The sequence below is a fragment of the Akkermansia massiliensis genome (assembly GCF_023516715.1).
Classification (GTDB): domain Bacteria; phylum Verrucomicrobiota; class Verrucomicrobiia; order Verrucomicrobiales; family Akkermansiaceae; genus Akkermansia; species Akkermansia massiliensis.
Genome location: NZ_JAMGSI010000001.1, coordinates 221,472 through 245,533 on the forward strand (window position 1 = coordinate 221,472; position 24,062 = coordinate 245,533).

Annotated in this window: 20 protein-coding genes; 17 read left to right on the forward strand and 3 right to left on the reverse strand. The window is 55.2% G+C overall.

The window, feature by feature from the left end; translation table 11 throughout:
- Nucleotides 1–7 precede the first annotated feature (7 nt).
- The 5 genes from M8N44_RS00995 (at nucleotide 8) to M8N44_RS01015 (ending at nucleotide 5,046) form a co-directional block, all read left to right on the forward strand.
- Entirely contained in the window at nucleotides 8–478 is a 471-nt protein-coding gene (locus M8N44_RS00995) for a hypothetical protein (RefSeq protein WP_146021177.1), read from the forward strand.
- Nucleotides 459–2,090 (forward strand): hypothetical protein, encoded by a 1,632-nt coding sequence (locus tag M8N44_RS01000; protein ID WP_146020135.1) that lies wholly within the window; start codon nucleotides 459–461, stop codon nucleotides 2,088–2,090. Before M8N44_RS00995 ends, M8N44_RS01000 begins: the two co-directional genes overlap by 20 nt.
- Nucleotides 2,087–3,472: a hypothetical protein gene (locus M8N44_RS01005; RefSeq protein ID WP_146021176.1), complete on the forward strand. Its 1,386-nt coding sequence runs from the start codon at nucleotides 2,087–2,089 to the stop codon at nucleotides 3,470–3,472. Before M8N44_RS01000 ends, M8N44_RS01005 begins: the two co-directional genes overlap by 4 nt.
- Nucleotides 3,473–3,726: 254 nt before the next feature.
- A complete protein-coding gene (locus M8N44_RS01010) occupies nucleotides 3,727–4,011 on the forward strand; it encodes a hypothetical protein (RefSeq protein ID WP_102722378.1) in 285 nt (94 codons plus the stop codon).
- A gap of 54 nt (nucleotides 4,012–4,065) precedes the next feature.
- A complete protein-coding gene (locus M8N44_RS01015; RefSeq protein WP_249852986.1) occupies nucleotides 4,066–5,046 on the forward strand; it encodes an Amuc_1434 family mucin 2-degrading aspartic protease in 981 nt (326 codons plus the stop codon).
- 109 nt (nucleotides 5,047–5,155) lie between these two features.
- Here M8N44_RS01015 and M8N44_RS01020 read toward each other — a convergent pair whose 3' ends face one another.
- Entirely contained in the window at nucleotides 5,156–6,478 is a 1,323-nt protein-coding gene (locus M8N44_RS01020; RefSeq protein ID WP_249852987.1) for a UDP-glucose dehydrogenase family protein, read from the reverse strand.
- Between the two features lie 184 nt (nucleotides 6,479–6,662).
- Between M8N44_RS01020 and M8N44_RS01025 the strand changes: the two genes are divergently transcribed.
- From M8N44_RS01025 to M8N44_RS01045, 5 genes are all read left to right on the forward strand, one after another.
- The gene (locus M8N44_RS01025) at nucleotides 6,663–7,652 is read left to right on the forward strand and encodes a malate dehydrogenase (RefSeq protein ID WP_012420473.1); all 990 of its coding nucleotides are present in this window, start codon (nucleotides 6,663–6,665) and stop codon (nucleotides 7,650–7,652) included.
- A 144-nt stretch (nucleotides 7,653–7,796) separates the two neighbouring features.
- Nucleotides 7,797–9,947, forward strand: coding sequence for a hypothetical protein (locus M8N44_RS01030; RefSeq protein ID WP_102728918.1), 2,151 nt, complete (start codon nucleotides 7,797–7,799; stop codon nucleotides 9,945–9,947).
- A gap of 18 nt (nucleotides 9,948–9,965) precedes the next feature.
- Nucleotides 9,966–11,870, forward strand: coding sequence for an NPCBM/NEW2 domain-containing protein (locus M8N44_RS01035; RefSeq protein ID WP_180975249.1), 1,905 nt, complete (start codon nucleotides 9,966–9,968; stop codon nucleotides 11,868–11,870).
- An 86-nt stretch (nucleotides 11,871–11,956) separates the two neighbouring features.
- On the forward strand, nucleotides 11,957–14,338 hold the full coding sequence (locus M8N44_RS01040; protein WP_102749518.1) for an LPS-assembly protein LptD: 2,382 nt from the start codon (nucleotides 11,957–11,959) through the stop codon (nucleotides 14,336–14,338).
- A gap of 532 nt (nucleotides 14,339–14,870) precedes the next feature.
- On the forward strand, nucleotides 14,871–15,512 hold the full coding sequence (locus tag M8N44_RS01045; protein WP_022396205.1) for an NAD(P)H-dependent oxidoreductase: 642 nt from the start codon (nucleotides 14,871–14,873) through the stop codon (nucleotides 15,510–15,512).
- 11 nt (nucleotides 15,513–15,523) lie between these two features.
- Here the strand turns inward: M8N44_RS01045 and M8N44_RS01050 are convergent, their stop codons facing one another.
- A complete protein-coding gene (locus tag M8N44_RS01050; protein ID WP_102728948.1) occupies nucleotides 15,524–16,300 on the reverse strand; it encodes an RluA family pseudouridine synthase in 777 nt (258 codons plus the stop codon).
- 14 nt (nucleotides 16,301–16,314) lie between these two features.
- A complete protein-coding gene (locus M8N44_RS01055) occupies nucleotides 16,315–17,007 on the reverse strand; it encodes a pseudouridine synthase (RefSeq protein ID WP_102728915.1) in 693 nt (230 codons plus the stop codon).
- A 137-nt stretch (nucleotides 17,008–17,144) separates the two neighbouring features.
- Here M8N44_RS01055 and M8N44_RS01060 point away from each other — a divergent pair, with 137 nt between their 5' ends.
- The 7 genes from M8N44_RS01060 to M8N44_RS01090 all read left to right on the forward strand — a co-directional run bounded on the left by M8N44_RS01060 (nucleotide 17,145) and on the right by M8N44_RS01090 (nucleotide 24,060).
- Nucleotides 17,145–18,527 (forward strand): tetratricopeptide repeat protein, encoded by a 1,383-nt coding sequence (locus M8N44_RS01060; protein ID WP_180970968.1) that lies wholly within the window; start codon nucleotides 17,145–17,147, stop codon nucleotides 18,525–18,527.
- Nucleotides 18,528–18,828: 301 nt separating this feature from the next.
- Nucleotides 18,829–19,380, forward strand: a complete 552-nt coding sequence (locus M8N44_RS01065) for a cysteine hydrolase family protein (RefSeq protein WP_205597318.1) — start codon at nucleotides 18,829–18,831, stop codon at nucleotides 19,378–19,380.
- Nucleotides 19,381–19,596: 216 nt separating this feature from the next.
- Nucleotides 19,597–20,133, forward strand: a complete 537-nt coding sequence (locus M8N44_RS01070) for an adenylate kinase (protein ID WP_102728914.1) — start codon at nucleotides 19,597–19,599, stop codon at nucleotides 20,131–20,133.
- Nucleotides 20,134–20,589: 456 nt separating this feature from the next.
- Complete coding sequence (locus M8N44_RS01075; protein WP_215709552.1) at nucleotides 20,590–21,270, forward strand: hypothetical protein; 681 nt, start codon at nucleotides 20,590–20,592, stop codon at nucleotides 21,268–21,270.
- Complete coding sequence (locus M8N44_RS01080) at nucleotides 21,267–22,184, forward strand: hypothetical protein (protein ID WP_102722367.1); 918 nt, start codon at nucleotides 21,267–21,269, stop codon at nucleotides 22,182–22,184. The genes M8N44_RS01075 and M8N44_RS01080 overlap by 4 nt, the downstream gene beginning before the upstream one ends.
- A gap of 102 nt (nucleotides 22,185–22,286) precedes the next feature.
- Nucleotides 22,287–23,153, forward strand: a complete 867-nt coding sequence (locus M8N44_RS01085) for a hypothetical protein (RefSeq protein ID WP_102728912.1) — start codon at nucleotides 22,287–22,289, stop codon at nucleotides 23,151–23,153.
- Nucleotide 23,154: 1 nt separating this feature from the next.
- Nucleotides 23,155–24,060: a hypothetical protein gene (locus tag M8N44_RS01090; RefSeq protein WP_102722365.1), complete on the forward strand. Its 906-nt coding sequence runs from the start codon at nucleotides 23,155–23,157 to the stop codon at nucleotides 24,058–24,060.
- Nucleotides 24,061–24,062 lie beyond the last annotated feature (2 nt).

Below are 24,062 nucleotides of genomic sequence, written 5' to 3' on the forward strand. Positions count from 1 at the left end.
TGCCAGGATGCCTTCCCCTCCGGAACTTACTTCCATAAAAAATGCTGATGTTCCGGAAAATCTACTGAAAGCTTGGAGCAACTGTTTTGTGAAACGGGCCGATTCTCCATTTCATCTTCGCCTTTCCCAAAAATTACTGCTTTATACGTTCAGGAAACTATGGAATGAGGCTTCAGTTCCCGATCCATTGAAAGAAAACTGGAAGTGGCATCTAAAGATCTGGGATGAAGGCGATATCAAGAAATTTGAACAAAAGATGCTTGAGACATGGTCAACGGAGCAAATGAAGGATTCTTATTATCGCTCCAGCTATAAATTCCCCAACAGTCCCAATGTCATTGATTTTACTCCCCAGGAAATCAGAATGATGGATAGATGGAAAGTTGATTGGAAACAATTTATCATTGGAACAAAGCAATACAGTGAATCAAATGTAAATAAAATGAGATTACGGCTGAATGAATATTTTAATCGATAAAAGACATATGAGTATATTGCGGTATTATTATATTGTTCTAATTGCCTGTCCTCTGATTCTGCAAGCGAGTTGGGCGAGCGGGGAGCCGGGAGGTAAAATCAAGGTGGATCCTCAGTCACTTCCCATATGTACTATAGAAGAGGCAGAAGGAGAGGATCCAGAAGATGAGAACAGCAATAAATATGCCATTTTTGAACCAGAGAAAATCAAGGAGTATAAAGCTAAGGGGCAATTCACTGTTGTTGTCGTGGAGCCGCCGCAGCCACATGCAGGATACGAATTGGACGAAGAGAAAAAGTACGAATGGACCGTTACGGAAAAGTTGGAAGTCAAAAATGGAGATCAGGACACTTGTACTGTCCATTCGTCTAACAAGGAACACTGGGGAAAAGTGATCACGGTAAAATGCAAGATGAGTTTTTATGAGACTAAAAACGGACAGAAAAAACATTTGACTGATCTTGAAGCCGCACACAAATTATTAACTCCAAGCCTCCTAATCCATCAAATAAGTTTCAATCACGTACAGGGTAAGCATGACAAGGATGCTATGGATTTATTAAAAACTTATAAAGGGAAAATCATAGATGTCCCGGAAGCAACTTTTGATAAGAATGGCAAAGCAACGAAATCGGAACCTTTTCTCTATATTGGCGGTAAAAAACCTGATCTAAAAATTAAAGCGGAAGTAAAACCTGGAATCATAAAGAAAGCGAAGGTAAAGACAAAGGGTGAGGGAAAAGTTTCGAAAAATTTCCTCCCAGAACTGGATGAACAGGAATTTGATAACAACACAGAATTTGAAATTCCTTTCAAAGATAATATTGATTCCAAATTGAATAAAGGAAATCAACAATGGACTTGGAGATTAACAGAGATTCAAGGAACTGCTCTTACTAACGAGACAATTGTTTTTGAAACAACAGTTAGGAATGGGTATGTCCTGTTTAGTGAACCACTCAAATCGCCGTGGGATATGAATGACAATAAGAAAAAACCATGGATTAAAGCGCTAGATGTAGTAATAGAAGGTTCAGGGAATATAGGGCTTGATAAAAATTCATCAGATTCAATCATAAAAAATATTACTAATTATACTTTTAGCAAGATGGGGTGGACTTATGATACGGTGAGGGGAGCACCAAAGTATACTCCATCACTTGGTACTATTAATCTGGATTCCTATCTTGAGAAGAACAATGGGAATGTAGTCAATTGTTACGACCAATGCTTTTCTCTAACTGCTCTCGTTAGATTGCTTGGAATCAACGTCGAAGGAAATTATCAGGAACCTTTTGGGAATATATTAACTGTCAATTTAATAGGAGTGGGTTCTTGTAATAATCCTTTTTATAAAAATCCTCGCCTTCCCGCAGCTCTTGCGGTCCCAGTCATTCTGAAAACAAATCCCTATTATCAGTATAGGACCGGATTTGGTAATCATGCATATGTCGTATTCGATGTAAGTTTATTTGGTTCTTCGTTTAAATTTATTTATGATGCCTGTGCCGGACCAGTAGTTGGTGATAGTTCTAATTCCTATCAAAAAAGCACGATAGAAAATCCACCTGTTCCGCCTAATAGTAGAATATTTAAAACAGAGTTCTCATGAAAAATATATTGATTATACTATTTACAATATCATGTACTTCCGTTTCATTATTTGCAACGGAGTCTATGCCTTTGATGACAGTAGCTGCGGAAAAAAATAGATCTTCCATGCAAAGCATAAGATTGCATGGGCTAAAAGACTTGGAAAATACTTCCTTTCATTTTGGAAGTAAAAAGTTAACAGATCAGGCGCCTGATCTCAAAAAAATCCTCCATGGATTAAAAGTGAGAAACGGTATTTTTTTTGTTACCTCCGATTCATGGAATCCTATTCTCTATTGCAATCAACATGGACATATAAATGGATCGATGGATGTCAGATACTCCACCAGTGTTTTCGGCATACGGACTGATATGATTATTTTTGAAGGAGCTTCATTCAATTATTGGTCCATGCCTTCCATTTATAAGGAAATAGTGTTAAGCGACGATTGCTGGGTTATGACCAAAGGTGATGATATTCTTTGTTTTACGTTTAAAAACGCTGGATTGGCGTTCAAGGGATTTACCGATCCGGCTACTTTTGTTACCCCCGAAACGGTAAAGACGAGATATGCCTCTACGCGTGAAATGCTGCCTGTACTTAAAGCATTGTCTCTCGTTCTGGATGGGAAAGCGCCGGCTGTTTATGATTTTGATTTAGCCCAAGAAAAATTAATGGAATTCAACCGATCTATCAAACAGCGGGACCGTAGGGCCAGAGAAGTATCCAAACTCCGTTGGCAAAAAGAAGAGAAGCAGCGGGAAGAACGAAAAAAACTTGCTCCCGACTATGGCATTCCCGGAAAGTTTCCTTTTAGCGTTCGTGGGGAATCTGATTTATCGGAAGGTTTAAAGTGGAAAAACTTTGATACATATTTCTCATCTCTTTCGCTTTCTCCCGACAAGAAGGTTATTTTGCCCAATCCCGATCAGGGTGCTATCAATCAGGCATGGTTGAAGACTGTTTGGAAGAAGGGAGACGTGGATGTGGTGGATGAACAGGAAAACGGCGTGGTTGCGCGCCTTCATACGGAAGGGAAAGACGATGACAAGAGCGATATTTGGCTTTTTGTCGGCTATTGCCAGTCTCAGTCTGCGGCCATGAACGAGCTGTATTCACGGCGTTTTCAGAAAACCCCGGACAGGCCTGAACAATGGTCTTGGGATGACGAAATAGCAACAGTGGTCGTCAATCCGTTCAAACTGGGAGATTACAGTTTGGGAAGGCAGGGGGTATTGGGCGATTTTGGCGGAATTATTCCGTCGAGCAACGAGTCGTCCCTCTTTTTCGTGAACGGTAATACGGTAGTAGCCCTTGTTTCCATGGATCCGTCTTGTTCTGTTCTTTCCCTAACAGAGCAAATTGATAAGAGGCTTGAAGCAGTCAGGAAAAACAAATAAATGTTGAACCGTATATGGAACCTGAATAATGTTATCTTGAGAAGAAATCCTGGAGGTGCAGTATTCCGGAGTTTTTTTAGTTCATAAAACCAGATATGGGGGGTCTTCGCCTCTTGTGCCCGGTCTATTTTTCAACGTGCTTTTTTATTGCTTTTGGGAGGCATTCCCGTGTTGAGGGAGATTCTCTTTGTTGATATCATGGAGAAAGCCGATTTTTTACTTGAGCTTCGGAGGGAGGCAAGCAGAGTGAATATATGAAGCAGAGTCAGCAAAAAACAGCCTCCTTTTCCTGGCTGGTGGGGTTGAGGTGGTCATTTGCCGGGTATGTGGTAGGGACGCTTTTTGCGGCGGGGGCAGGGGCGCTGGATTTTCCCATGCTGGCGCGGGCCATGCTTTTGGCGGCGGCGGTTTGTTTTGTCGTGTCTCTTGTTTGTGCGGGGGCGTGTATCCGGAGCAGCAAAGCGGCCCGCTGGTACTTACTTCTTGTACTCGTGATGATTATGATCGCGCTGCTGTTCGGGCGTGAAAATATTAATTAGTCATTTGTATATGTTTTGATTGACCGAGTGTGCACTGATATATAATTTCCGATCATGTTCCTTCGATTATTATCAAGTTTCTCTCTCATGGCTGGCATGACTCTGGTCGCCCAGGCGAATACCCAGCCTTATCCGGATTCCGATTCTTCTGACGGATACGATACCGGTTTTTATGCAGAGGCTTATTCCGGCGGCTACGACAGCGCTCCGGCTCCGGCGGGGGAATCCGCCTCCAGGCCTGTTTTCCCCACGCAGTCCTATTTTGAATTGCTTGGCCCCATGGATTCCAGAAACGGGCGCGGAAGCGTGGATATCCAGAATTGGATGACGGATTTGAATTTGTGCAGGATGTCCAGCGGTTCCTGGAATTTTTCTTCTACGGCGGCCTTGCGTCTGAGCTGGTTTAATGGAAAAGGAGCGGATGAGATGGATGTGGACCGGCTGTACACGATTTGGCTGAATGTGAACGCCTCCTATGCCATCACGGGGAAGACGCGCCTGGTTTTCGGTGTGACGCCCCAGATTTCCACGGATTTCGATACATGGACGAGCCATAATATTTTCTTGGGAGGCCATGTTCTTCTGGCAGGCCCCTTGAACGACCGGTTCAGCTATGGAATCGGCATCGGCTGTTATCCGCAGCTTGGGGATTATCCTTTCCTGCCCCTTATCCAGTTTAAATGGGAAGCTTCCCGCAATTGGACGCTTCAGCTGGAAGGGGCCCGCCTTTCCTATATCAACAAGGTGAGCGATGGGTTGAAGTGGGGACCCTTCGTTTCCGTGGTGTCCGGCACATGGACGATTCACCATGACCGCCGCGTCCGCCAGTTTGCATGGATTTCCGGCGTCGCCGGCATAGGCGCCGATGTGGGGTTGGGTCACTGGGGCAGCGTGCGCCCCAGGCTGGTGGCGGATGTCGGTTTTTCCTTCGGGAATTCCGGCACTATCAAGACAAGCAACGGAAGCCATGATTTGGAAAAATACCATTATGACCCCGGTTTTTATTTGCGTGCGGGGCTGCTATTTGAGTTTTGACCGGCCAACAGGATTAGCGAATACATGACAAAGGCCTCCGGTGCGTTGAATGTGCCGGAGGCCTTTTACATATGGGGACGTTTGAAGCCGGGACGGTTCCCGGAGGCAGTCAGGCTTCTTCAACGGAGGGTCTGCCCACGGAGTGGTATTCAAATCCTACGGCCCGGAGGTTTGCCGGGGAGAGGATGTTTCTTCCGTCAAAGATGATGCGGTTGCGCATGACTCCGGCGAGTTTCTGCAGATCCGCATTCGCATATTCGCTCCATTCCGTGGCGATGACCAGAACTTCCGCATCCCGGGCGCATTCGTACATGTCTTCCACCAGTTTGACCCCCATAGGGTTCAGAATGGGGGCCGCCGTGTGCATGGCTTTGGGGTCCGTAGCGGTGACAATGGCTCCTTCCCCGCAGAGTTTTTCACATAGTTTCAGGGCGATGGACTCCCGGACGTCGTCCGTGTTCTGTTTGAAGGCAAGGCCCCAAACGGCTATCTTTTTGTCCTTGAGGACCCACAGGCGGTCCCGAATTCTGTCCAGGAAGTGGATATGCTGGGTGTCATTGATGTGTTCCACTTCCTCCAACAGGGTGAAGGGAATGCCCAGCGTGCGGCTGATATTGATGAAGGCTTTGACGTCTTTCGGGAAGCAGGACCCGCCGTAGCCCAGCCCCGCGTTGAGGAAGTGGCGTGAGATGCGTTTGTCCATGCCGATGCCTTCCGCCACCAGTTCCACGTCTGCGCCCGTTTTTTCACAGACCTTGGCGACAGCGTTAATGTAGGAAATTTTCAGAGCCAGGAAGGAGTTGGCTGCGTGCTTGATGAGTTCCGCGGAGTTGACGTCCGTTTCCAGAATAGGGGCATGAATGGGCTGGTAAATGCGCTTGATGACGTTCATGGCCTGTTCCGAGTTGGCTCCAATGACAATGCGGTCGGGGTGCAGCAGGTCGTCCACGGCGCATCCTTCCCTCAGGAATTCTGGATTGGAGACAATGTCGAACTGAACATTCGGCCCCGCATAGTGCTTGATGGTCTGGCTGACTTTTTCCCCGGTTTTGACGGGTACGGTGGATTTGTCCACAATGACCTTGTATCCCATTTCTGGTTGGAGCGCCTGGGCGATTTCCCTGGCCACTTTTTCAATGTAGGTCAGATCCACGGAACCATCCGTATTGGGCGGCGTGGGCACGGCGATGAAGATGACTTCGCTTTCCGCAATGGAAGCGGCGATGGAAGGGGAAAATTCCAGCCGCCCCACGGCTACGTTTTTTTTCACGAGCTCTTCCAGCTTGGGCTCGTAAATGGGGATGGCCCCGGATTGAAGAGTACGTATTTTTTCCGTATTATTATCCACGCAAATGACGTGATGGCCCATTTCGGCAAAACAGGTGCCTGTGGTCAGCCCCACGTAACCACTGCCGATAATTGTTAAATTCATAGTGTTAGCGTAAATATTGGTAAAAACTTAACTGTATGGAAAAGTAAGAGCAGTCAACCCCTGAGCATTATGGGATAGGGAATTTTTTCTGTCAAAATAAAAAGTTCCTGATTGAGCGCCTCCTTTCCTTGTGGTATAACCGTGACCAGACAGGAAAATATCTGTTTATTTTAATTTGAACGTTATGAAAACACCTATCACCGTTACCGTTACAGGAGCCGCCGGCCAAATTGCCTATTCCCTTCTGTTCCGTATTGCCTCCGGCAGCATGCTGGGGCCGGATCAGCCGATCAACCTGCGCCTGCTGGAAATTCCCCCGGCCATGAATGCTCTGGAAGGGGTGGTGATGGAGTTGCGTGACGCCGCGTTCCCGCTGGTTAATGAAATTGTCCCGACCAGCGATCCTGATGAAGCGTTCGCCGGCGCCAACTGGTGCCTGCTGGTAGGCTCCGTTCCCCGCAAGGCCGGTATGGAACGCAAGGACCTACTGGATATCAACGGCAAGGTGTTCATCGGCCAGGGGCAGGCCATTGCCCGCAGCGCCGCCAAGGATGTGCGCGTGCTGGTGGTCGGCAACCCCTGCAATACGAATGCCCTTATTGCCATGCACAATGCGAGCGGCGTTCCCTCCGACCGCTTTTTTGCCATGACTCGCCTGGATGAAAACCGTGCCAAGAGCCAGCTTGCGGAAAAGGCCGGCGTCCATGTGACGGAAGTGACCAACATGGCCATCTGGGGCAATCATTCCTCCACCCAGTACCCTGATTTCACCAACGCCAGGATTGGCGGAAAGCCTGTGACGGAAGTCATCAAGGATACGGAATGGCTTAAGGGCGATTTCATTACCACCGTGCAGCAGCGCGGTGCCGCCATTATCAAGGCACGCGGCGCTTCTTCCGCCGCTTCCGCCGCTTCCGCAGCCGTGGATACCGTCCGCAGCCTGGCTACCCAGACTCCGGAAGGCGACTGGTATTCCGTGGCCGTTTGCTCCGACGGTTCCTACGGCATTGAAAAAGGTCTTATCTGCTCCTTCCCGGTCCGCACCACCAAGGATGGCGGCTGGGAAATCGTGCAGGGGTTGCCGGTTGATGCGTTCTCCCGTGAAAAAATTGACGCTACCGTTAATGAACTGAAGGAAGAACGTGACGCTGTTTCCTCTCTGTTGAAGCATTAAAGTTGATTTGCTCTTGCGCCGGGCTTCCCGTTTTCGGGGAGCCCGGTTTTTTTGTGCCTTGAAAGCTCCGTAAGCCTCATTTTCTGCGGGACAGAAGTTTTCCCCCGTGTTAAAAAGAAAGATGGATGCAGCATCCGCTTATTTATGGACCAAGACCGCATATTATACCGGGGTGAGGCCTTTACACTGACCGGAAATTCCGTGCGCCAGGATGCCGCGCATTGGGCGGAGGTGCAGCCGGATGGCCAGGTGAAGACCATGAAGAACGGCCGTTATTCCGAATGGCGCGTTCTGCCGGAGGCCGGAAACGCCCCGCATTACCGGGGAAGCTTTGAAGTGCTCAATAAGGCCTACAGCCTGGCGCTTAACGAGGCCGGCGCCCTGCTCAATGAAGAAGGGACGTTCCGGACGGGAGCCAACTGGCCCACCGTGTGGACCCGGGATATTTCCTACGCCACCCATCTGGGGCTGGGGTTGTGGAATGTCCATGCCTGCATGAAGAGCCTGAATGCCCGGGTGCGGAACGGGGAGGTGGAGCAGGATACCGGCACGGGCGGTTCCTGGCCCATTTCCTCCGACCGCGTGGTGTGGGGAATGGCCGCCTGGGAGGTTTACTGCCTGACGGGGGACGCCGGCTGGCTGGCCCGTTCCTGCCGCGTGCTGGAAAAGACGTGCATGCGGGATGAACAGGTGCTTGCGGCTACCGGCGGCCTGGTGAAAGGGGAGTCATCTTTCCTGGATTGGCGGGAACAGAGTTACCCGGCGTGGATGACTTCCGCGGACATCGGGGATTCATGCAGCCTTTCCACCATGGTTCTGCATGCGGAGGCCCGCAAGGTTCTGGCACGGATGTTCCGGGAACTGGGGCTGGAGGAGAAGGCGCGGGAATGGGAGGAAAAAAGCGTCTCCCTGTCCGCCGTCATCGAGCGGTTTTTCCGGATTCCGGAGCATGCCCTGTACGGGCAGTACCTGTATGGCCGGGGTTACCCCGTGCTGTCGGAAAAGGTGGATTCCCTGGGCAATCTGCTTTGCGTGCTTCTGGGGCAGGCTCACGGTCCGCATGCCGCCGGAATGGTAGCCGTTCTCCCCCATTGCGTGTACGGCATTCCCTGTTTCCATCCCCAGATGCCGGACGGCGTGCCGCCTTACCACAACCGTGCCATGTGGCCGTTCCTGGAGGGCTATTACGCGCAGGCCGCCGCCGCGGTGGAGAATGAGTCTGCCCTGGCTCTGGCGTTCGCCTGCATGGTGCGCGCCGCCCTGCTGTGTGGGACGAACAAAGAGAACGTGCTTCTGGAAACGGGCCTGGATGAAGGGCTGCTGCTCAGTTCGGACAGCCAGCTCTGGAGCATTGCCGGGATGCTGGGCAGTTTTTACAAGGGGTTGTTCGGCATCCGCCTTCAGCCGGATTCCATGGAGTTCCGCCCCTGTGTTCCGGAGTCTTTTGAAGGAGTTCATGAACTGGCCGGGCTGGAATACCGCGGCATGACGGTGGATGTGCGCTTGCGCGGCCACGGGCGCCGGATAGCGCGGTGCCTGGTCAACGGGCAGGAGGCTCCCCCCGTGCTTTCTCCGGGCATGAAGGGCCGCGTGTTCGTGGAACTGGAGATGGTTGCCGCAGAAGAAGGGGCGGGGCAGGTGAATCTGGCCCACATGGGCGGCAGCCTGGAGGCTCCGGAGTGGAAGGCAGCCCGCCATGGAATCGCCTGGGAGGCCGTGGCCGGAGCGGATTATTACCGTGTTTACCGGAACGGCATTCCCGTGTCCCAGACGGAGTATTGCCATTACATGCCTGCCCCCAGCCGGGGGGACGTGTCTTTCCAGGTGATGGCGGTCGCTCTGGACGGCAGGGAGTCTTATCTGAATGAACCCAATGATTATCCTTCCGCGGATGCCCGCATGGAGACGCGCCCCTGCGGGCTGAGCGGGGATGAAGTCTGGTTTTCCCGCGTTACGGAGTCTCCGGACGCCCTGTGCTATAATGTCAACATAGACAAGCCCGGCGTGTACCGGGTGGACGCCTTTTTCGCGAACGGCACTTTTGACGTTTCAGACGGGAACACCTGCGCCCTGCGCAGCCTGTACCTGGACGGGCGGCGCGCGGGCACGCTGGCTTTTCCCCATACGTCACGCTCCGGCAACTGGGAGCATTTCATTTATTCCACGGCGGTGGAGGTGGTGATGACGCCCGGTCCCTGCCGCGTGGAAGTGGTGTACGACTCTTTTTCCGAGAATATGAACCGTCTGGTGAATGATATGGTGATAAAACACCTCCGGTTTACCCGTATATCCTGACATCGGTTCATGGATTTTATGTCGAAACGCTTTTTTGTCTTATTGCTGGCCCTGGGCGCCGGGGCGTGGAACGCCCCCGCCATGGGGAAGGATGCGGAATCAGCCTCCCGGTCTCCGGCTCCCGCGGCCCGGGAAGGGGCGGAGTTCACCCGCCTGCCCGTGAGCTGGACGGTGAATCCCGGGGATGCCGCCAACGCGCGCGCCGCATGGAAGGCCCTGAGCGCCTATCACCAGGGGAAGCCCAAGTCTTCCAGAAAGCTGCACGTGGTTTACGTAACGTTCAAGGACAGGCCGGCCCTTGAAGGATACCGGGAACGGTATGACCATATCCTGAAGAACATCCAGGCCTATTATGCGGACCAGATGCAGGCCAACGGGTTTCCTCCGCTTACGTTCCAATTGGACCTGGACGAACGGGGGAAGCTGGTCATTTACGATGCCTATGTGGACAGGCCCATGAGCGAGATGAACGTGCAGAGCTCCGGTCCCGTCTCCCGGGAGGCGGCCAAGAAGGTGCTGGCGTCCAAGGGGATTGACATTGAAAAGGAACACGTGCTGATCGTGTGCCAGCTGCCGGACGGCGTAGGGCCTTATTACGGCGGCGGCTTCAGCCACCAGGGAACGGGCTGGACCTGCGACCAGGAGGGGCTGGATCCCGCCAGCTTCCTGGATACGGAGATGATGCAGGGTGGCCGCTTCAAGGTGACCAAGGGGAAGAACGCCACCATTTACATAGGCGGCACGGCTCATGAACTGGGGCATTCCTTCGGCCTTCCGCACACGGGCAACGGATGGGACTACCCCAACGCGGGGGATTCCCTGATGGGCCACGGCAATTCCACGTACGGCAATGAACTGCGCAACGAGGGGAAGGGGGCTTTCCTGGCGCCTACGGACGCCCTGAAACTGGCCAGCGTTCCCCTGTTCAACGGCGTGGAGACAGAGCTTCCTGCTGACGCCTCCTACGGGCGCATGATCGGCAAATACGTTCCGGGGTCCTTTGAACGGCTGGAGGCCATTCCCGTCAAGGACGGCCTGCGGCTGAAAGGCCGGGTGCGCCTGACGCGGCCCGCTTATGGAATCGTAGTCCACCTGGACCCTCCCGGCGGTTCGGATTATGATTCCAATGCCGTGGGAGCTTCCCTGAATGGAAAGGGAGAGTTTGACCTCACCATCTGCCGGCCCGGCTACAGGGGCGGCTTTATAGAAATGCGGGTGGCCGTGCTGAACTGCGACAGCACCCGCAGCATGATTACGCTGCCCGTGTGGATGGACGCCCAGGGGGCCAAGACTCCTTCGCTGGCCCAGACCGTTTACTTCGGCGACGTTCAGAACCTGTGGATACGCGGCCGCGCGGAGGAAGCCCGGAAGGCCCTCGCGGAGGTGGAGCGCAAGCATGGCTCCCGTCCGGAGGTGAAGGAATGGCTCCCCATCTGGAAGCGCGCCCTGGAGCGCCAGGACCCCTCCCTGGAGGCTACCCCTGCACAGATTCCTGCGGAAACCGCCAGCGTCAGCCTGAATGACTGCAAGCCCTCCGTGGCTCAAGTGGGGTGGGCCGTTCCGTTGTGGGACGTCCTCTTTCCGTCTGACCTGGGGCCCGTGCCTTTCTTCAGGACGATCGGGAAGCCGGAACGCTTCATCCTGGCGCATGCCCCGGCCGTCTTTTCCTATGACCTGGACGGACGCTGGAAGGAGTTCCGCGCGGATGTGGGGCTGCCCTTCGGTTCCCGCGGCAGCGTCAAATTCGGCGTGTACCTGGACGGGAAAAAGCTTGTGGAAACCCCCGTGCTCAAGGACGGCTCCTCCGTTCCGGTGAAGGCGGCGGTGGAGGGCGGCAGGAAGCTGGAAATCCGCGTGGATGACGCCGGAGACGGCAATGCCGCCGATTGGGGCATCATTGCCAACGGCATTCTGACCCGGTAAATTTCCGCTCCACTGGCGGAGAAATGTGACATTAGGCTTGTCTTTTGTCCTTTCTCATAGTGTTCTGTGGACTAGCCATGATTGGGATGAATGCAAAGCTATGGGGTGCCGCGGCGCTGATTGCCGGCGCTCCCCTGTTTGCAGAGACGCCCGCGGAACAGCCGCCGTCCTCCCCGTCCTCCGGTTCCGGGCAGGAAGAACCCCAGGGGGAAATGGCGGGGAACCTGCTTTCCGGCACGCTCATGCCGCAGATTCCCTCCAATATCTCCATCACCAATGACGGGCCCATCAGGGTGGAGAAAGCCAGGAAGATCATTTTTGAAGGCCCGCGCGTGCACATGGTCACGGATACCGGGGTGGAGGTGTTTGCGGATTACGCGCAGGCGGATATGGACCGGAGCAGGGTTTTTCTGAAAGGGAACCTGTCCATTTACCAGAGCGACAGCAAGACGCGCACCAACAGCCTGATACGCGCCAGCAGCGCGGAGTTCGACTGGGAGAACGAAGTGCTCCTCACGGACGCCATCCGGGCGAAGATGGAAGGGCTGATCCTGCGCAGCGGGAAGTTTGAATCCCGGAAGGACGCCGCCGGCAAGACCTATCTGGAAGCCCGTAACGCCTCCGTTACGGCGGAGGACGTCAGCGAACCCCTCACCTGGATTTCAGCGGACAGGATACGCGTGTATCCGGAAGACAGGTTCTCCTTCAAAAACCTGACCCTGTATTACGGGGGCGTTCCCTTCTTTTACTTTCCCTATCTCAGCCATTCCCTGAATCCGGAGGTGGGCTATCTTCCCCTTCCCGGCATGCGGTCCATCTGGGGGCCTTACCTCCTGAATGAATACGGGTTCCTGCTGGGGGAAAAATGGTCGGACAACGGCATGCCTTCCGCCGACTATCTGGGCACCCTCCATGTGGATTACCGCACCAGGCGCGGCTTCGCCTACGGGCTGGACATCCGTGACGTGCTGCTGGAAAAGGACTGTCCGGACATGACGGGCCTGTCCTTTTACAAAACCCATGACAAGGGGGTGAAGATTAACGCCGGGGATGATGAATACCGCGAGCACCTGGACCCGGACCGGTGGCGGCTGGCGCTCCAGCAGATGTGGTCCCACCGGGTAAACGCCCGCACGGACTGGCGGCTGAAGGCCAACGTCAACATGCTGAGCGACGAGTACATGCTCCGCGACTTTTATCCGGAAATCTATCAGCGCAATTCTTCTCCGGATAATACGGTGCTTCTCTCCCGCACGGACGACACGAATGATTTTTCACTGCTGCAGCGTTTCGTTCCCAACAACTTCTACATGGCGGACCAGCGGACGGAGTTCAGCTATGAACGCATCAAGTCCCCCATTTTCCGTTCTCCCGTCATGTATGAAAGCCGCACCAGCTTCGCCTTCCTGAAGCAGTACGTCCCCCCTTTCATGCGGACGGAAATCCGGGATATGCTGGACGAGATGGAGCCCGGAACCACTTCCTATGATTACTGGGCCCGCATGCTGATGACGGACAGCTACAGCCGGTTCCATTCCTTCCATGAAATTTCCGCCTCCAAGAAAATCATGGGGTTCCTGAACCTGACGCCCAAACTGGGCGGGGGCTACACCGGGTATTACGGCGTGGAGGACTACAAGCCGCTCAACCAGGGGATTTTTTATGCCGGAACGGATGCGGACTTCAAATTTTCCCGCCGTTATTCCTCCGTGTACAGTGATTCCCTGGGCCTGAACGGCATGAACCACATCGTGCAGCCCCATTTTACGCTGGCGTACGTGAAGACCAACCGCCTGAGCGAGCTTTATCCCCAGATTGACGGAGACACCCCCACCACCAATCCGCCGTCCCTGAGCCTGGGCAGGTATACGGAGATTGACTCCCTCCCAACGGGGCTGGTATTCCGGTACGGCCTGCGCAACATGCTGATGACCAGCCGGGACGCCAATTCCCACCGCTGGTTTTCCTGGGATGTGTTCATGGATGCGTACCTGTATGACCCGATCAACCAGCGGGACTTCTCCAACCTCTTCTCCTTCATGCGCTGGAACCCCGTTCCGTGGATGGAATACCGGTCGGAAATGCAGGCCCCCATCCTGGGGAAGGACAAGATTTCCGGCTGCCATGAGTACAACAACTCACTGCGCTTCATGCCGTGGCGCTCCACGGAATTCGTGGTGAGGCACCGTTACCTGAACCAGCACTCCCTGCTGGAGGACAGCAGCCAGCTTGACCTGCGCGTTTTGCAGCGTTTTTCGGAAGCCTGGGCATTCAGCGGCAAGTGGCGCTTCTCCCTGCTGGACGGAAAGCTGGACATTCAGGAATACAACGTGTACCACAACATGGGTTCCTGGTATTTGGGCGTGGGAGCGTTCGTGCGCAAGAACGGGAATAAAAACGAATTCGGCCTGGGCATCAGCTTCACCATTCAGCAGACCGGGGACTACATGCCGGTCAAGTTCCTCTAATGTCCGGGGAAGGTCGCGGTTCTCTTGTAATGGGTGCGCCGGAAGCGTTTCTCCTTGTTACGGCATCCGTGTTTTTAGGGATGGAAGCTGCCCGGGCTGTGTGACGTTTTTCCGGGGAGGGGGGCTTTTTCTCCGGGGTTGCGTGATTTTACAGGGGCCGGGAAACCGGGATTCCCTGGTTGGAGCGGAATGCGAGACAGGCCGTCCTCAAGGTGAGTGAAGCTGGAAGATGAACGAATCAGCTTTTGTTCATGGACCCCCCCGGACACGGTCCAAGGCCGCATTTTTACAATTCGTCCGTCCACGTTCATCTTCTTTTCAGGGAGGGCTGGGGCTTCCGGCGTACCGGGTAGGAAAAGTTTTTCCGCAAGAACCCGCTGCCGCGCTTGTGCCGGAACCTTGGCTTGCATTCCGGGGAGGAAACGGGGAAGATGCCATGACATGGGGCAAACCGCGGCGCATGCCATGGCGGCAACGCCGCCCGGCGCGCCGGCTACGCGGAAAGCTCCCGCATCAATCATTTTATACGAATATGAACGCTCAGGAATTGATCAAGACGCTGGAATGGCGCTATGCCACCAAGATATTCAACCCGGACCGCCAAATTCCGGCAGAGGATTGGGAAGCCCTTCTGGAATCCCTGCATTTGAGTCCTTCCTCCCTCGGTCTCCAGATGTGGAAATTCCTCGACGTGCAGGATCCGTCCGTGCGCTCACGGCTCCGGGAGGTTTCCTGGGGACAGCCCCAGGTTACGGACGCCTCCCATCTGGTAGTCTTCTGCGCCCGCAGGGACTTCAAGCCGGAGGATGTGCAGCGCTATCTGGAACGCATTGTGGAAGTGCGCGGCGTCACCATGGAATCCCTGGAGCAGTACCGCGCGCGCATTTTTGAACTGGTGGATTCCAAGTCTCCGGAAGTCCTGAAGGCATGGCTGGAACGCCAGGTGTACATCGCCCTCGGGTTCATGATGAGCTGCGCCGCTGACCTCCGGGTGGATACCTGCGCTCTGGAAGGAATGGACCCTGCGGCCTATGACCGCATTCTGAACCTGGAAGGCTCCCCGTACTATGCGCTTTGCGCCCTGGCCCTGGGCTACCGGGATGAAGAGGCGGACAAATACGCCCGTCTGGCGAAAGTGCGCTTTGACCGGGATGACGTCATTCCGGTCGTCTGACGGAATTTTCTTTAATCCCCCGCTTCAAGCAGTTGCCGCATGTCTTCCGGCAGCGGGGCTTCCGCGGTGAAAACTTCTTCATCAAACGGGAACTCCAGCCGGCAGGCATGCAGCGCATGGCGCGGCAGGATCAGCCGTTCTTCCAGCTCCCGGCTCCAGCCGTGCTGGATGTATTCCAGATAGCAGGCTTCAGAGGGGCCGTAAATCTTGTCTCCCAGAATAGGGTGGCCGAGGTGCGCCAGATGCACGCGTATCTGGTGCATGCGTCCGGTTTCCGGAATGCACCGGACCAGGGCCAGCGGGCCGCGGGGCGTGTTCCACGTCCGTTCCGTCCGGAAAACGGTGGCGCATGCCTTCCCGGCGGGGTGAACGGCCTGCTTGACCCAGATGGGGCTTTCCGCGACGTCCCCCTGTCTCAGGATGGGGGCGGCGCAGGTTGTTTCCGCCCACTCCGGCCGGCCTTGCACGATTGCCAGGTATTCCTTGTGCATCCGGCGCCTCTGCATGGCCCTCCCCAGCTCGCGCGCCGCCGCCTTGTTCTTGGCGATCAGCGTCAGGCCGCTGGTTTCCCGGTCCAGCCTGTTGACCAGGGAAAGGGCGGCTCCGTTGGCTATTTCATAGCTCAGCAGGGCTTCCACGCCCTCCAGCAGGTTGGGCTCCTTCTTCCCGTTGGACGGGTGGACGATGAGGGGAGCGCCCTTGTCCACCACAATCCAGTCCCCGGACTCCCCCGCCACCTCAAAGTGCGGAAAGCAGGCAATAGGAGCGTCGGAAATGGGAATCCACATGGCGAACAGGAGGATTACAGCGCATCCGGACGGATGGGCATCCATTCCCCCGGCTCCAGGTTCAGGCTGTCCAGATGCAGGGAGCCGATGGAAATGCGGCACAGGGAGGCCACGGGAGCGCCCACGGCGGCCAGCATGCGGCGCACCTGGTGGTACTTCCCCTCCGTCAGCGTCAGCCGGGCGCGGCGCGGTTCCAGGATTTCCAGCACGGCGGGGGCGCAGGGGCGGTCCTCCCCGTTCAGCATGAAAGTTCCGGAGGCGAACAGTTCCACGGCCTCCGCCGGAATGTCCTCTTCCGTGACGGCTTCGTAAACCTTGGCGACGTGATGCCTGGGGGACGTCATGCGGTGGATGAATTTCCCGTCGTCCGTAATGAGAAGCAGGCCGGACGTTTCCTTGTCCAGCCGTCCTACGGAAGAAACCGCGGGGTTCCTGTGCCGCCACTGGAAGGGCAGCAGGTCGTAAATCACGTCCCCCTCCCCGTCGTCATGGCTGCACGTATATCCCGCGGGCTTGTAAAGGGCGGCGTACAGGCCGTCCGGGAACTCCACCGGCTCTCCGTCCAGCAGGATGCCTTCCGCCTGCACCTTGTCCGTGGGGGCGGAGCAGGGTTCCCCCTTGAACGTGATGGAGTGGCGTTTGATCCAGCCCGGCGCTTCCCGCCTGGAACAGTACCCGTAGCGGGATAAAAGAGCATCCAGTCTCATACGGCGTATTTTTTCCTAACGGGAACAAAAAACAAGGTTGAAGTATGCCTCCCCGGCTGATAGCATTAAACTATTACATGCGGAGCCTCCCCGTTTGGAGCGCTGCCGTTGTTCACCATTTACGCTTATATAGTTCCATGATTGAAACGATTACAGAAGAACAGTTGACCCCCCAGCAGGCCGAATTTTGGGTGCGCGCCCGCCAGGCGGTGGACATGAACAATTATCCCTATGCCGTCAGCCTGCTCAAGGCCCTGGTGAAGCAGCTTCCCGGCTTTCTGGAAGGCCGCAGGGCGCTCCGTGCCTGTGAAATCAAGCTGAACCCGGAAGCCAAGAAAGGCGGTCTGTTCAGCGGCATGAAAATCAGCACCAGCAAGCTCACCTCCTCCAAGAAGGATGCGGCCACCCAGCTTTCCGCGCTGGAAGACGAACTGGAAAATGATCCTTACAGCATTCCGGTCAACGAGGCCCTGTACACGGCCGCCATGGACGTGGGCTTCCCGGACCTGGCCGCCTTTGCGCTGGAAACCGTCCGCCAGGGCCATCCCGGCAACAAGAAGATGCTCCACATGCTGGCCTCCCATTACGTTTCACGGGACATGCCCGCCCAGGCTGCTGAGGTGTACCATGACCTCGTGAAGCTGGACCCCACGGACAGCGTGGCCGTGAAGAGTGAAAAAGACTGCATGGCCCGCGCCACGATGCAGCAGCAGAAGTGGGAGGAAGCCAAGAGCTTCCGGGACGTGATGAAGAACTCCGCGGAAACGAACTCCCTGGACAAGAGCGACAAGAAGGGCCTCACCCGTGCGGAGCTGGAAGAACGCCTTGGGCTCCTTTCCGCCCGTTATGCCCAGAACCAGCAGGACCTGGCCGCCGTGCGCGACATCGCCGGCGTCTATGAACAGATGGAGGACTGGGCGAATGCCTATTCCTTCTACAACTACGCGTTCAGCCTCAGCAACAATGATATTTCCCTGGAAAACAAGGCCTCTGAAATGAATGAGCGCTACCGCAAGGCCCAGGTGGAGGAAATCCGCCGCCGCGCCGCCGCGGAGCCGGACAACAAGGAACTTCAGGAACAGCTCGTCCAGTTCAGCAAGGAAGCGGCGGAACAGCAGGTGGCCGTGTGCCGCCAGCGCGTGGAAAACAACCCCACGGACCCGCAGACGCGCTTTGAACTGGGGCAGGCCCTCTTCGACTGCGGCAACTACACGGAAGCCATTCCGGAGCTCCAGCGCGCCCGCAACAACCCCCATATCCGCATCCGCGCCATGCTGTTGCTCGGCAAGTGCTATGACGCCAAGAACATGCATGATATGGCCCTGCGCCAGTTGGAGGAAGCCAACAAGGAACTGATTGAAATGAATGACACCAAGAAGGAAATCCTTTACATGATCGGCCTGCTTTATGAAAAGCTGGGCAAGAAGGAGGAATCCCTGGCGGCGTTCCAGCAGATTTACGACGCCGAATACGGCTACCGCGACGTAGCCAAGCGCGTGGAATCCTCCTACAGCAATTAAGGTTCCGATCCATTCCGCGCCCGCGACGGGGCGCCATTCTCAAAGCCTTTGCCGGAGACGGCAAAGGCTTTGTTGCTGGATGGACGGCCTTCCTGCGGATGGGCTGCGCCGGGCCGGAAGCGGCCGCGGCGGCCTCCTTTCCGGTATGGCCGCTGTGAGGCTCTTTTCCCGGGATGCTTCCGTCAAACGTATTACTTCATCTGCCAGATTCCGCAAAGGCAGCGGTAGCGGGGAGGAGAGGAGTACACGCGCTCCTGTAATTTTCCTTGCCCGCCTCTGCAAGAACTGGAAAAATGGCCGGATGGAGAAGCTGATGCAGGCATTGCTTATTATTGACGTTCAAAATGATTATTTTCCTGGCGGCCGGTTTGAACTGGCGGGCGCCGTTGAAGCGCTTGAACGGACCAGGGCCGTACTGGACCGGTTCCGGGAAAAGGGGCTTCCCGTTATCTTTGTCCAGCACATCAACACCCGTCCGGACGCTTCGTTTTTCCTCCCGGATACCGTCGGCGCGGAAATCCATCCGGACATTGCTCCCGCGGGGGATGAGCCGATTGTCGTGAAACATGCTCCAAACAGCTTTTTCCGGACGAATCTTCTGGAGCTCTTGCAAGCCAGGGAAGTGAATGAACTGGTTGTCTGCGGAATGATGACCCATATGTGCATTGATACCACCGTGCGCGCGGCGAAGGATTACGGCATTCCCGTCACGCTCCTGTATGACGCCTGCGCTGCCAGGGATTTGAAGATCATGGAGCATTCCATCCCGGCCCAGACAGTACAGGATGCGTATATGGCAGGCTTGAATGGAATGTTTGCGGAAATCAAGCTGGCGGAGCAACTGGAACTTTAGGGTCCCTAGCCGCAGAATGTGCCTCCGGAAAGCAGGGCAAAATGCCTGTAGGGAGGGGCGCCCCCTGTTCCCCCTCTGTGCGGCCCGGCCCGTTTTTTTGGGCAAAACACGCGGTTTGCGGGAAATCCTGTAAAATATATCCACAGTTAATCAACATGAACCTGGATAACGGAAATGGAACAATGCCGGGCGTTGCCCGCATCGGGCTAATCGAGCATGCCTCGCAGGGACGCCGGGGGAGGGATTTCCGGTGGCGGCGGCACGCATACCGGAAAAACGCTTGCGGCGCAGCGGGCGCTTGAAAAATATTCCTATCCCTATTTATCCATTGACCATTTAAAGATGGGGTTGATACGCAGCGGAATATGTCCCCTTGCACCTGAAAGCCCAGATGAAGAGCTCACCCCCTTCCTTTGGAGCGTTATCAGGGAAATTGTAAAAACCGCCATGGAAAATGGGCAGAATCTGGTGGTGGAAGGGTGCTGCATCCCCTTTGACTGGAAGAAGGATTTTACACCGGCCTGCCGGGAGCAGATCCGGTATGTTTGCCTGATTTTTTCAGAGGATTATATTCAAAGGCATTACCATGACATCATGGACCATGCAAACGCGATTGAGCAGCGCATGGATGAGGCGTCCTGCACACGGGAGAGCCTGCTGCGTGAAAACAGGGACAACCTTGAGAAATGCAGGCAGCATGGGTGTGACTATCTGTTGATTGAGGAGTCCTACAACGTGGATATCGTGTTGTAAAAACGGAGGTCTCGTGTGAGGCCTTTCCGGAGAGAGGCGGCGCCATGCCTGCCTGCGGCTTTCCATAGCGTCAGGCATTGCTCGGGATGGACATTTCACCCGGGCGGAGAAGTTTTCCGGCAGCGGCTTCCCGGTTTTACAACATGGCCGGAAGGCGGCTTTGCGGGAACGGAATGCTGCGCTGCCACCGTTCCCATGCGGCGGCAGAGGGAGTGAATTCCTGACGTTTTCATTTTACCCTTGATCCTTGAAAGGGAAATGCTAGCGTGAATTACTGTAACAACTGCCCTGATGAAAATCTTTTTCGCAATTCCCGTTTTTTGCCTGTTTGCGGGCGTTTCCGCACCGGGTGACGAGGCGCCGGAGGAAAAGGCGGTTTCCGTCATTCTTCTGTCGGCTACAAGTAAAATCCCTTGGGAGCCCGGAATAAAAAAACCGGAAAGAACGTTCCAGGTCGTGCTGGGTTTTTCCAATCCCGGTCCCGGCAAAATCATAGGGAGCAGAAAGGAGGGCATCCGCCTGGAGATACGTGATTCCACCGGTGGAGGGAACGTTCCTTCCGATTATGTTGATTTCCTGCATGCCCGCGATCCCGAATTCAGGATGGAAACGGAAGATTGGGTTCCCGCTCCGGACGCCCGCTGGGTGAGTGTAAAGGGGAATATGCTGCTGGTGACAGCGGAGAAGGAGGTGACGTCCGAGGGCTGTCTTTTTTCCATGGACAAGGAAAAGGAAGAACGCCATGTTGTTCTGAAAGGCGGGAGCCTGATGGATGACGGCCGGCAGGGAGACGCGCAGGCTACTCTGAAAATAACAAGGTCGCTCAATAAGGATTCCGGAAAAATAAACCTGAACGTGGAGCTGGTTTCGTCACGCATGCTGGGTATTTGCGGAGTGACGCTCATGAAACCGGACAGTACTCCCGTGATGGGAAAAAATTGGAGCTGGGGCTATTCTTCCGGTTCCGGCGGTTCCCTCTCCTGGGAATGGGATTACAGGCTGGAACCGGAAGAAAAGGGGGAGATACAGGTCTTGGTGAATTACATGACTGAGCTGAAACGGATTGACGTGCCTGTCGACCTGAAATTCGGTTTGTCCGGAATGGTCCGGGAAACTTCACGGCAGCGGAAACCATGAAGGCGATACATTGTTTATGGTGCGGCATCGTCTTCTTCCTGCCGGGCTGGCACCCGTGCCGGGGAGCGGAAGAGGGGAAAATGGAGGAAAAAGTGGGAATCGTCTTTAGGGAAGCGGGGTTGAAGCGGGACACGGGGAATGACGGCGGGGAAGGGGTACTGCAATGGAAGTGCAGCGCCGTTCTTTTTATCCGCGAACCCTGGGGGTTTGGAGAGAGTAGCGTGGTGGAAAACCAGTCTTTGGGAAGGTGGGCAGCGGATGGCAGGGAGCTGGCCCCTGTGGAATTTCAAACGGCATGGCTGAATGAAAATAGTAGAAAAGGAGTGAGTTTCACGGTAATTGAAGGCACTGCGGCCAATCTGCCCCCTGCCGGCTGTGCCTGGATCCGGCTGAAGGGATGCCTGAGGGTCCCGGTGGCGCGCACGCTGGAAAGCCCTGTTTACGAATTGCCTTTAAGGCAGGGCGCCGCCGCCTTCATTCCGCTTCCTGGCATTGAGGAAGAGAACGGCGGGAATGTGAACGATGTGGTGGAACCGTGCGAGCTGCCGGTGGGGAACCTGTATGTGAAAAAATGCGAGCGGGTGACGGAGGATGGAAAAAAACAGCTCATGCTCAGCATTTGTCTGGACGCGAATAACGCGTTCCGTCCGGAAAAATTCCAGCTTCTTGACGAGAATGGGAAAGTGCTGGAGTACCAGTCCCTTGACAATTCGGAGATTGATGATGAGTCAACAACCTGGACGGCCGATTTTACGTTTTCCCCTCCGGAAAAAATGAATGCAGACAAATGCAGGGTCCGGCTGGTTTATAAAACTGCCCTGAAGTATGTTTCCGTTCCTGTAGATGCCAGGTTCGGCATAGGCGGGGAAATACGGGAGGAGGCGGAAAAGCGGGGAGGAAAGAAAGCAGGCTAGCGTTTTGCCGGAACCGGCGCTTCTTCCTTGGCGGCGGTCTCTTTTCATCTTGTGCCGTTCTGCGAACGTGTTATGCTGAAAAAGTACCCTTACCCCCTGCCTATGCTTCACTATTGCCTGCCCTGGCTGGCCGCGTTCTGCTGCGCGGCTGTTTCCGGCCCCGCTGCCGGAAAGGAAAGCCCTGAAGAACCTGCCGTAACCGTTTCCCTGGATGGTTGGAGAACGAACCTCCAGGAGGCCGGGCCGTTTTCAAAAGCCAGCCGGTCGTTTTCCATGGATTTGAAGGTCAGGGAAACGTCTTCTTCATGGAAGGTGGCTTATGGCGGGGAGTCCGGTTCCGAGCTGGCCCTGACGGATTCCGAAGGAAGTTCTCCTGCCAAAACGAATTGCCGTTACAGTGATTCCCGTTCCTACCAGCAGAGCAACATAGCCGGAACAATTTTTTTAAGTACGCCGTCCTGGCTGCCTTCGGAAAAAGCCAGGTGGGTGGAAGTCAAAGGGGAGGTTCCCTTGGTGATATATAGCAGCCCCGCCGTTTCGGAGAGCGTGACGCTCAAGATGACGGTCAAGGATTTCTCCGTTCCTCTGGTGCTCAAGAACGCCGGACTGGACGGCGGGGACGTGAAGGTCAAACTGAAAGGCCATTATGATGAGGGCGGAGACGACACGAAGGGGTATATGCTGAGGGTGGAAGTCCATTCTTCCACTCCGCTTGGCTTTCTGGATTTTGAACTGCATTCCCCGGATGGCGCTCCGCTGGTGACGGAAAATTACGGTTCCAGCTCCGGACGCTCCCTGAAGAGTTATGACTGGGGCCGGTACTTCCGGATGCAGGGGAAGAAGCAGGAGGAACTGAAGGTGGCCGTTCAATATGCGGAGGGATTAAGGAAAATCATGGTGCCCGTCCGTATCCGGTGCGGCCTGTCCGGCGCCGTGGAACAACAGGATACCCCGAACAAGGAGAACTAGGATGAACAGGCAGAGCATTATTGTTGCCCGGTTTTTGCTGTGCGCCGCTGCGGCTTTGGGAGCGGCGGCGTGGGGCGGCGGCAAGCCGGAGGAAAAAAATCCGGTGAAGGTCGTTTTTGTTTCCGTCGGCATGGAAAAAAACAGCATGTGGATTAACGGAGCGCCCCAGGAATCCCCTCTGCAGCTGAAGTTCGGAGTAAATTTCAGCGTCAAGTCCCCCTTGGGCTTTGGATCGCGATACAATGACGGTATCCAGTATCTGGAGGCGACCGATTCCACCGGCAGGAAGCTGGCCCCGGCAGAGTTTAGGATGGGCAGCATGTACCCGCGGAGTGAAGGCGGAATAGTACAGGCAACCGTCAATGGAGTTGCCGGAGAACTGCCTTCTCCGGACGCTTCCTGGGTACGGCTGAAAGGGGTGTTCCGCGTTCCCGTCTCCCGTTCCGTGGAGAGCCCTGTTTACGAATTTCCCCTGGCAGAAGAGGCGGAAGAGCATGTGCCGCTGCCGGGAGCCAATGACCGGGAGGAAGCGGGCGGCGGAGACATCGTCCTGTCTGAAAGCGTGCCTACAGGCAGGCTTTTCCTGAAAGAGTGCAGTACGTTTGAAAGGAACGGAAAAAAGATGAGGAAAATGATTCTGGGGCTGGGGGTGGAAAGCTCCTTCGACCTGGACCGTTTTGAAATTCTCAATGAGAAGGACGAAGTTCTGGAAACCGAATCCCGGGGCGGGGGGAGCAGAATGAACTCCTCCTACCGTGAATGGACAAGGCGCCTGCAGTTTGAAGAGCCGGAGAATATGCAAAAACTCAGGTTCCGGATGATTTACAAGGTTCCTGTGGAGCCGGTCTCCGTCCCCGTGGACGTCAAGCTGGGCATGAGGGGGGAGATCAGGGAAAAGAAGAAGTAAGG

What these genes read in the sequence shown, in the direction of transcription:
- M8N44_RS00995 (WP_146021177.1), top strand. Translation starts at nt 8, where the DNA reads ATGCCTTCCCCTCCGGAACTTACTTCCATAAAAAATGCTGATGTTCCG.
- M8N44_RS01000 (WP_146020135.1), top strand. Translation starts at nt 459, where the DNA reads ATGAATATTTTAATCGATAAAAGACATATGAGTATATTGCGGTATTAT.
- M8N44_RS01005 (WP_146021176.1), top strand. Translation starts at nt 2,087, where the DNA reads ATGAAAAATATATTGATTATACTATTTACAATATCATGTACTTCCGTT.
- M8N44_RS01010 (WP_102722378.1), top strand. Translation starts at nt 3,727, where the DNA reads ATGAAGCAGAGTCAGCAAAAAACAGCCTCCTTTTCCTGGCTGGTGGGG.
- M8N44_RS01015 (WP_249852986.1), top strand. Translation starts at nt 4,066, where the DNA reads ATGTTCCTTCGATTATTATCAAGTTTCTCTCTCATGGCTGGCATGACT.
- M8N44_RS01020 (WP_249852987.1), bottom strand. Translation starts at nt 6,478, where the DNA reads ATGAATTTAACAATTATCGGCAGTGGTTACGTGGGGCTGACCACAGGC.
- M8N44_RS01025 (WP_012420473.1), top strand. Translation starts at nt 6,663, where the DNA reads ATGAAAACACCTATCACCGTTACCGTTACAGGAGCCGCCGGCCAAATT.
- M8N44_RS01030 (WP_102728918.1), top strand. Translation starts at nt 7,797, where the DNA reads ATGGACCAAGACCGCATATTATACCGGGGTGAGGCCTTTACACTGACC.
- M8N44_RS01035 (WP_180975249.1), top strand. Translation starts at nt 9,966, where the DNA reads ATGTCGAAACGCTTTTTTGTCTTATTGCTGGCCCTGGGCGCCGGGGCG.
- M8N44_RS01040 (WP_102749518.1), top strand. Translation starts at nt 11,957, where the DNA reads ATGAATGCAAAGCTATGGGGTGCCGCGGCGCTGATTGCCGGCGCTCCC.
- M8N44_RS01045 (WP_022396205.1), top strand. Translation starts at nt 14,871, where the DNA reads ATGAACGCTCAGGAATTGATCAAGACGCTGGAATGGCGCTATGCCACC.
- M8N44_RS01050 (WP_102728948.1), bottom strand. Translation starts at nt 16,300, where the DNA reads ATGTGGATTCCCATTTCCGACGCTCCTATTGCCTGCTTTCCGCACTTT.
- M8N44_RS01055 (WP_102728915.1), bottom strand. Translation starts at nt 17,007, where the DNA reads ATGAGACTGGATGCTCTTTTATCCCGCTACGGGTACTGTTCCAGGCGG.
- M8N44_RS01060 (WP_180970968.1), top strand. Translation starts at nt 17,145, where the DNA reads ATGATTGAAACGATTACAGAAGAACAGTTGACCCCCCAGCAGGCCGAA.
- M8N44_RS01065 (WP_205597318.1), top strand. Translation starts at nt 18,829, where the DNA reads ATGGAGAAGCTGATGCAGGCATTGCTTATTATTGACGTTCAAAATGAT.
- M8N44_RS01070 (WP_102728914.1), top strand. Translation starts at nt 19,597, where the DNA reads ATGCCTCGCAGGGACGCCGGGGGAGGGATTTCCGGTGGCGGCGGCACG.
- M8N44_RS01080 (WP_102722367.1), top strand. Translation starts at nt 21,267, where the DNA reads ATGAAGGCGATACATTGTTTATGGTGCGGCATCGTCTTCTTCCTGCCG.
- M8N44_RS01085 (WP_102728912.1), top strand. Translation starts at nt 22,287, where the DNA reads ATGCTTCACTATTGCCTGCCCTGGCTGGCCGCGTTCTGCTGCGCGGCT.
- M8N44_RS01090 (WP_102722365.1), top strand. Translation starts at nt 23,155, where the DNA reads ATGAACAGGCAGAGCATTATTGTTGCCCGGTTTTTGCTGTGCGCCGCT.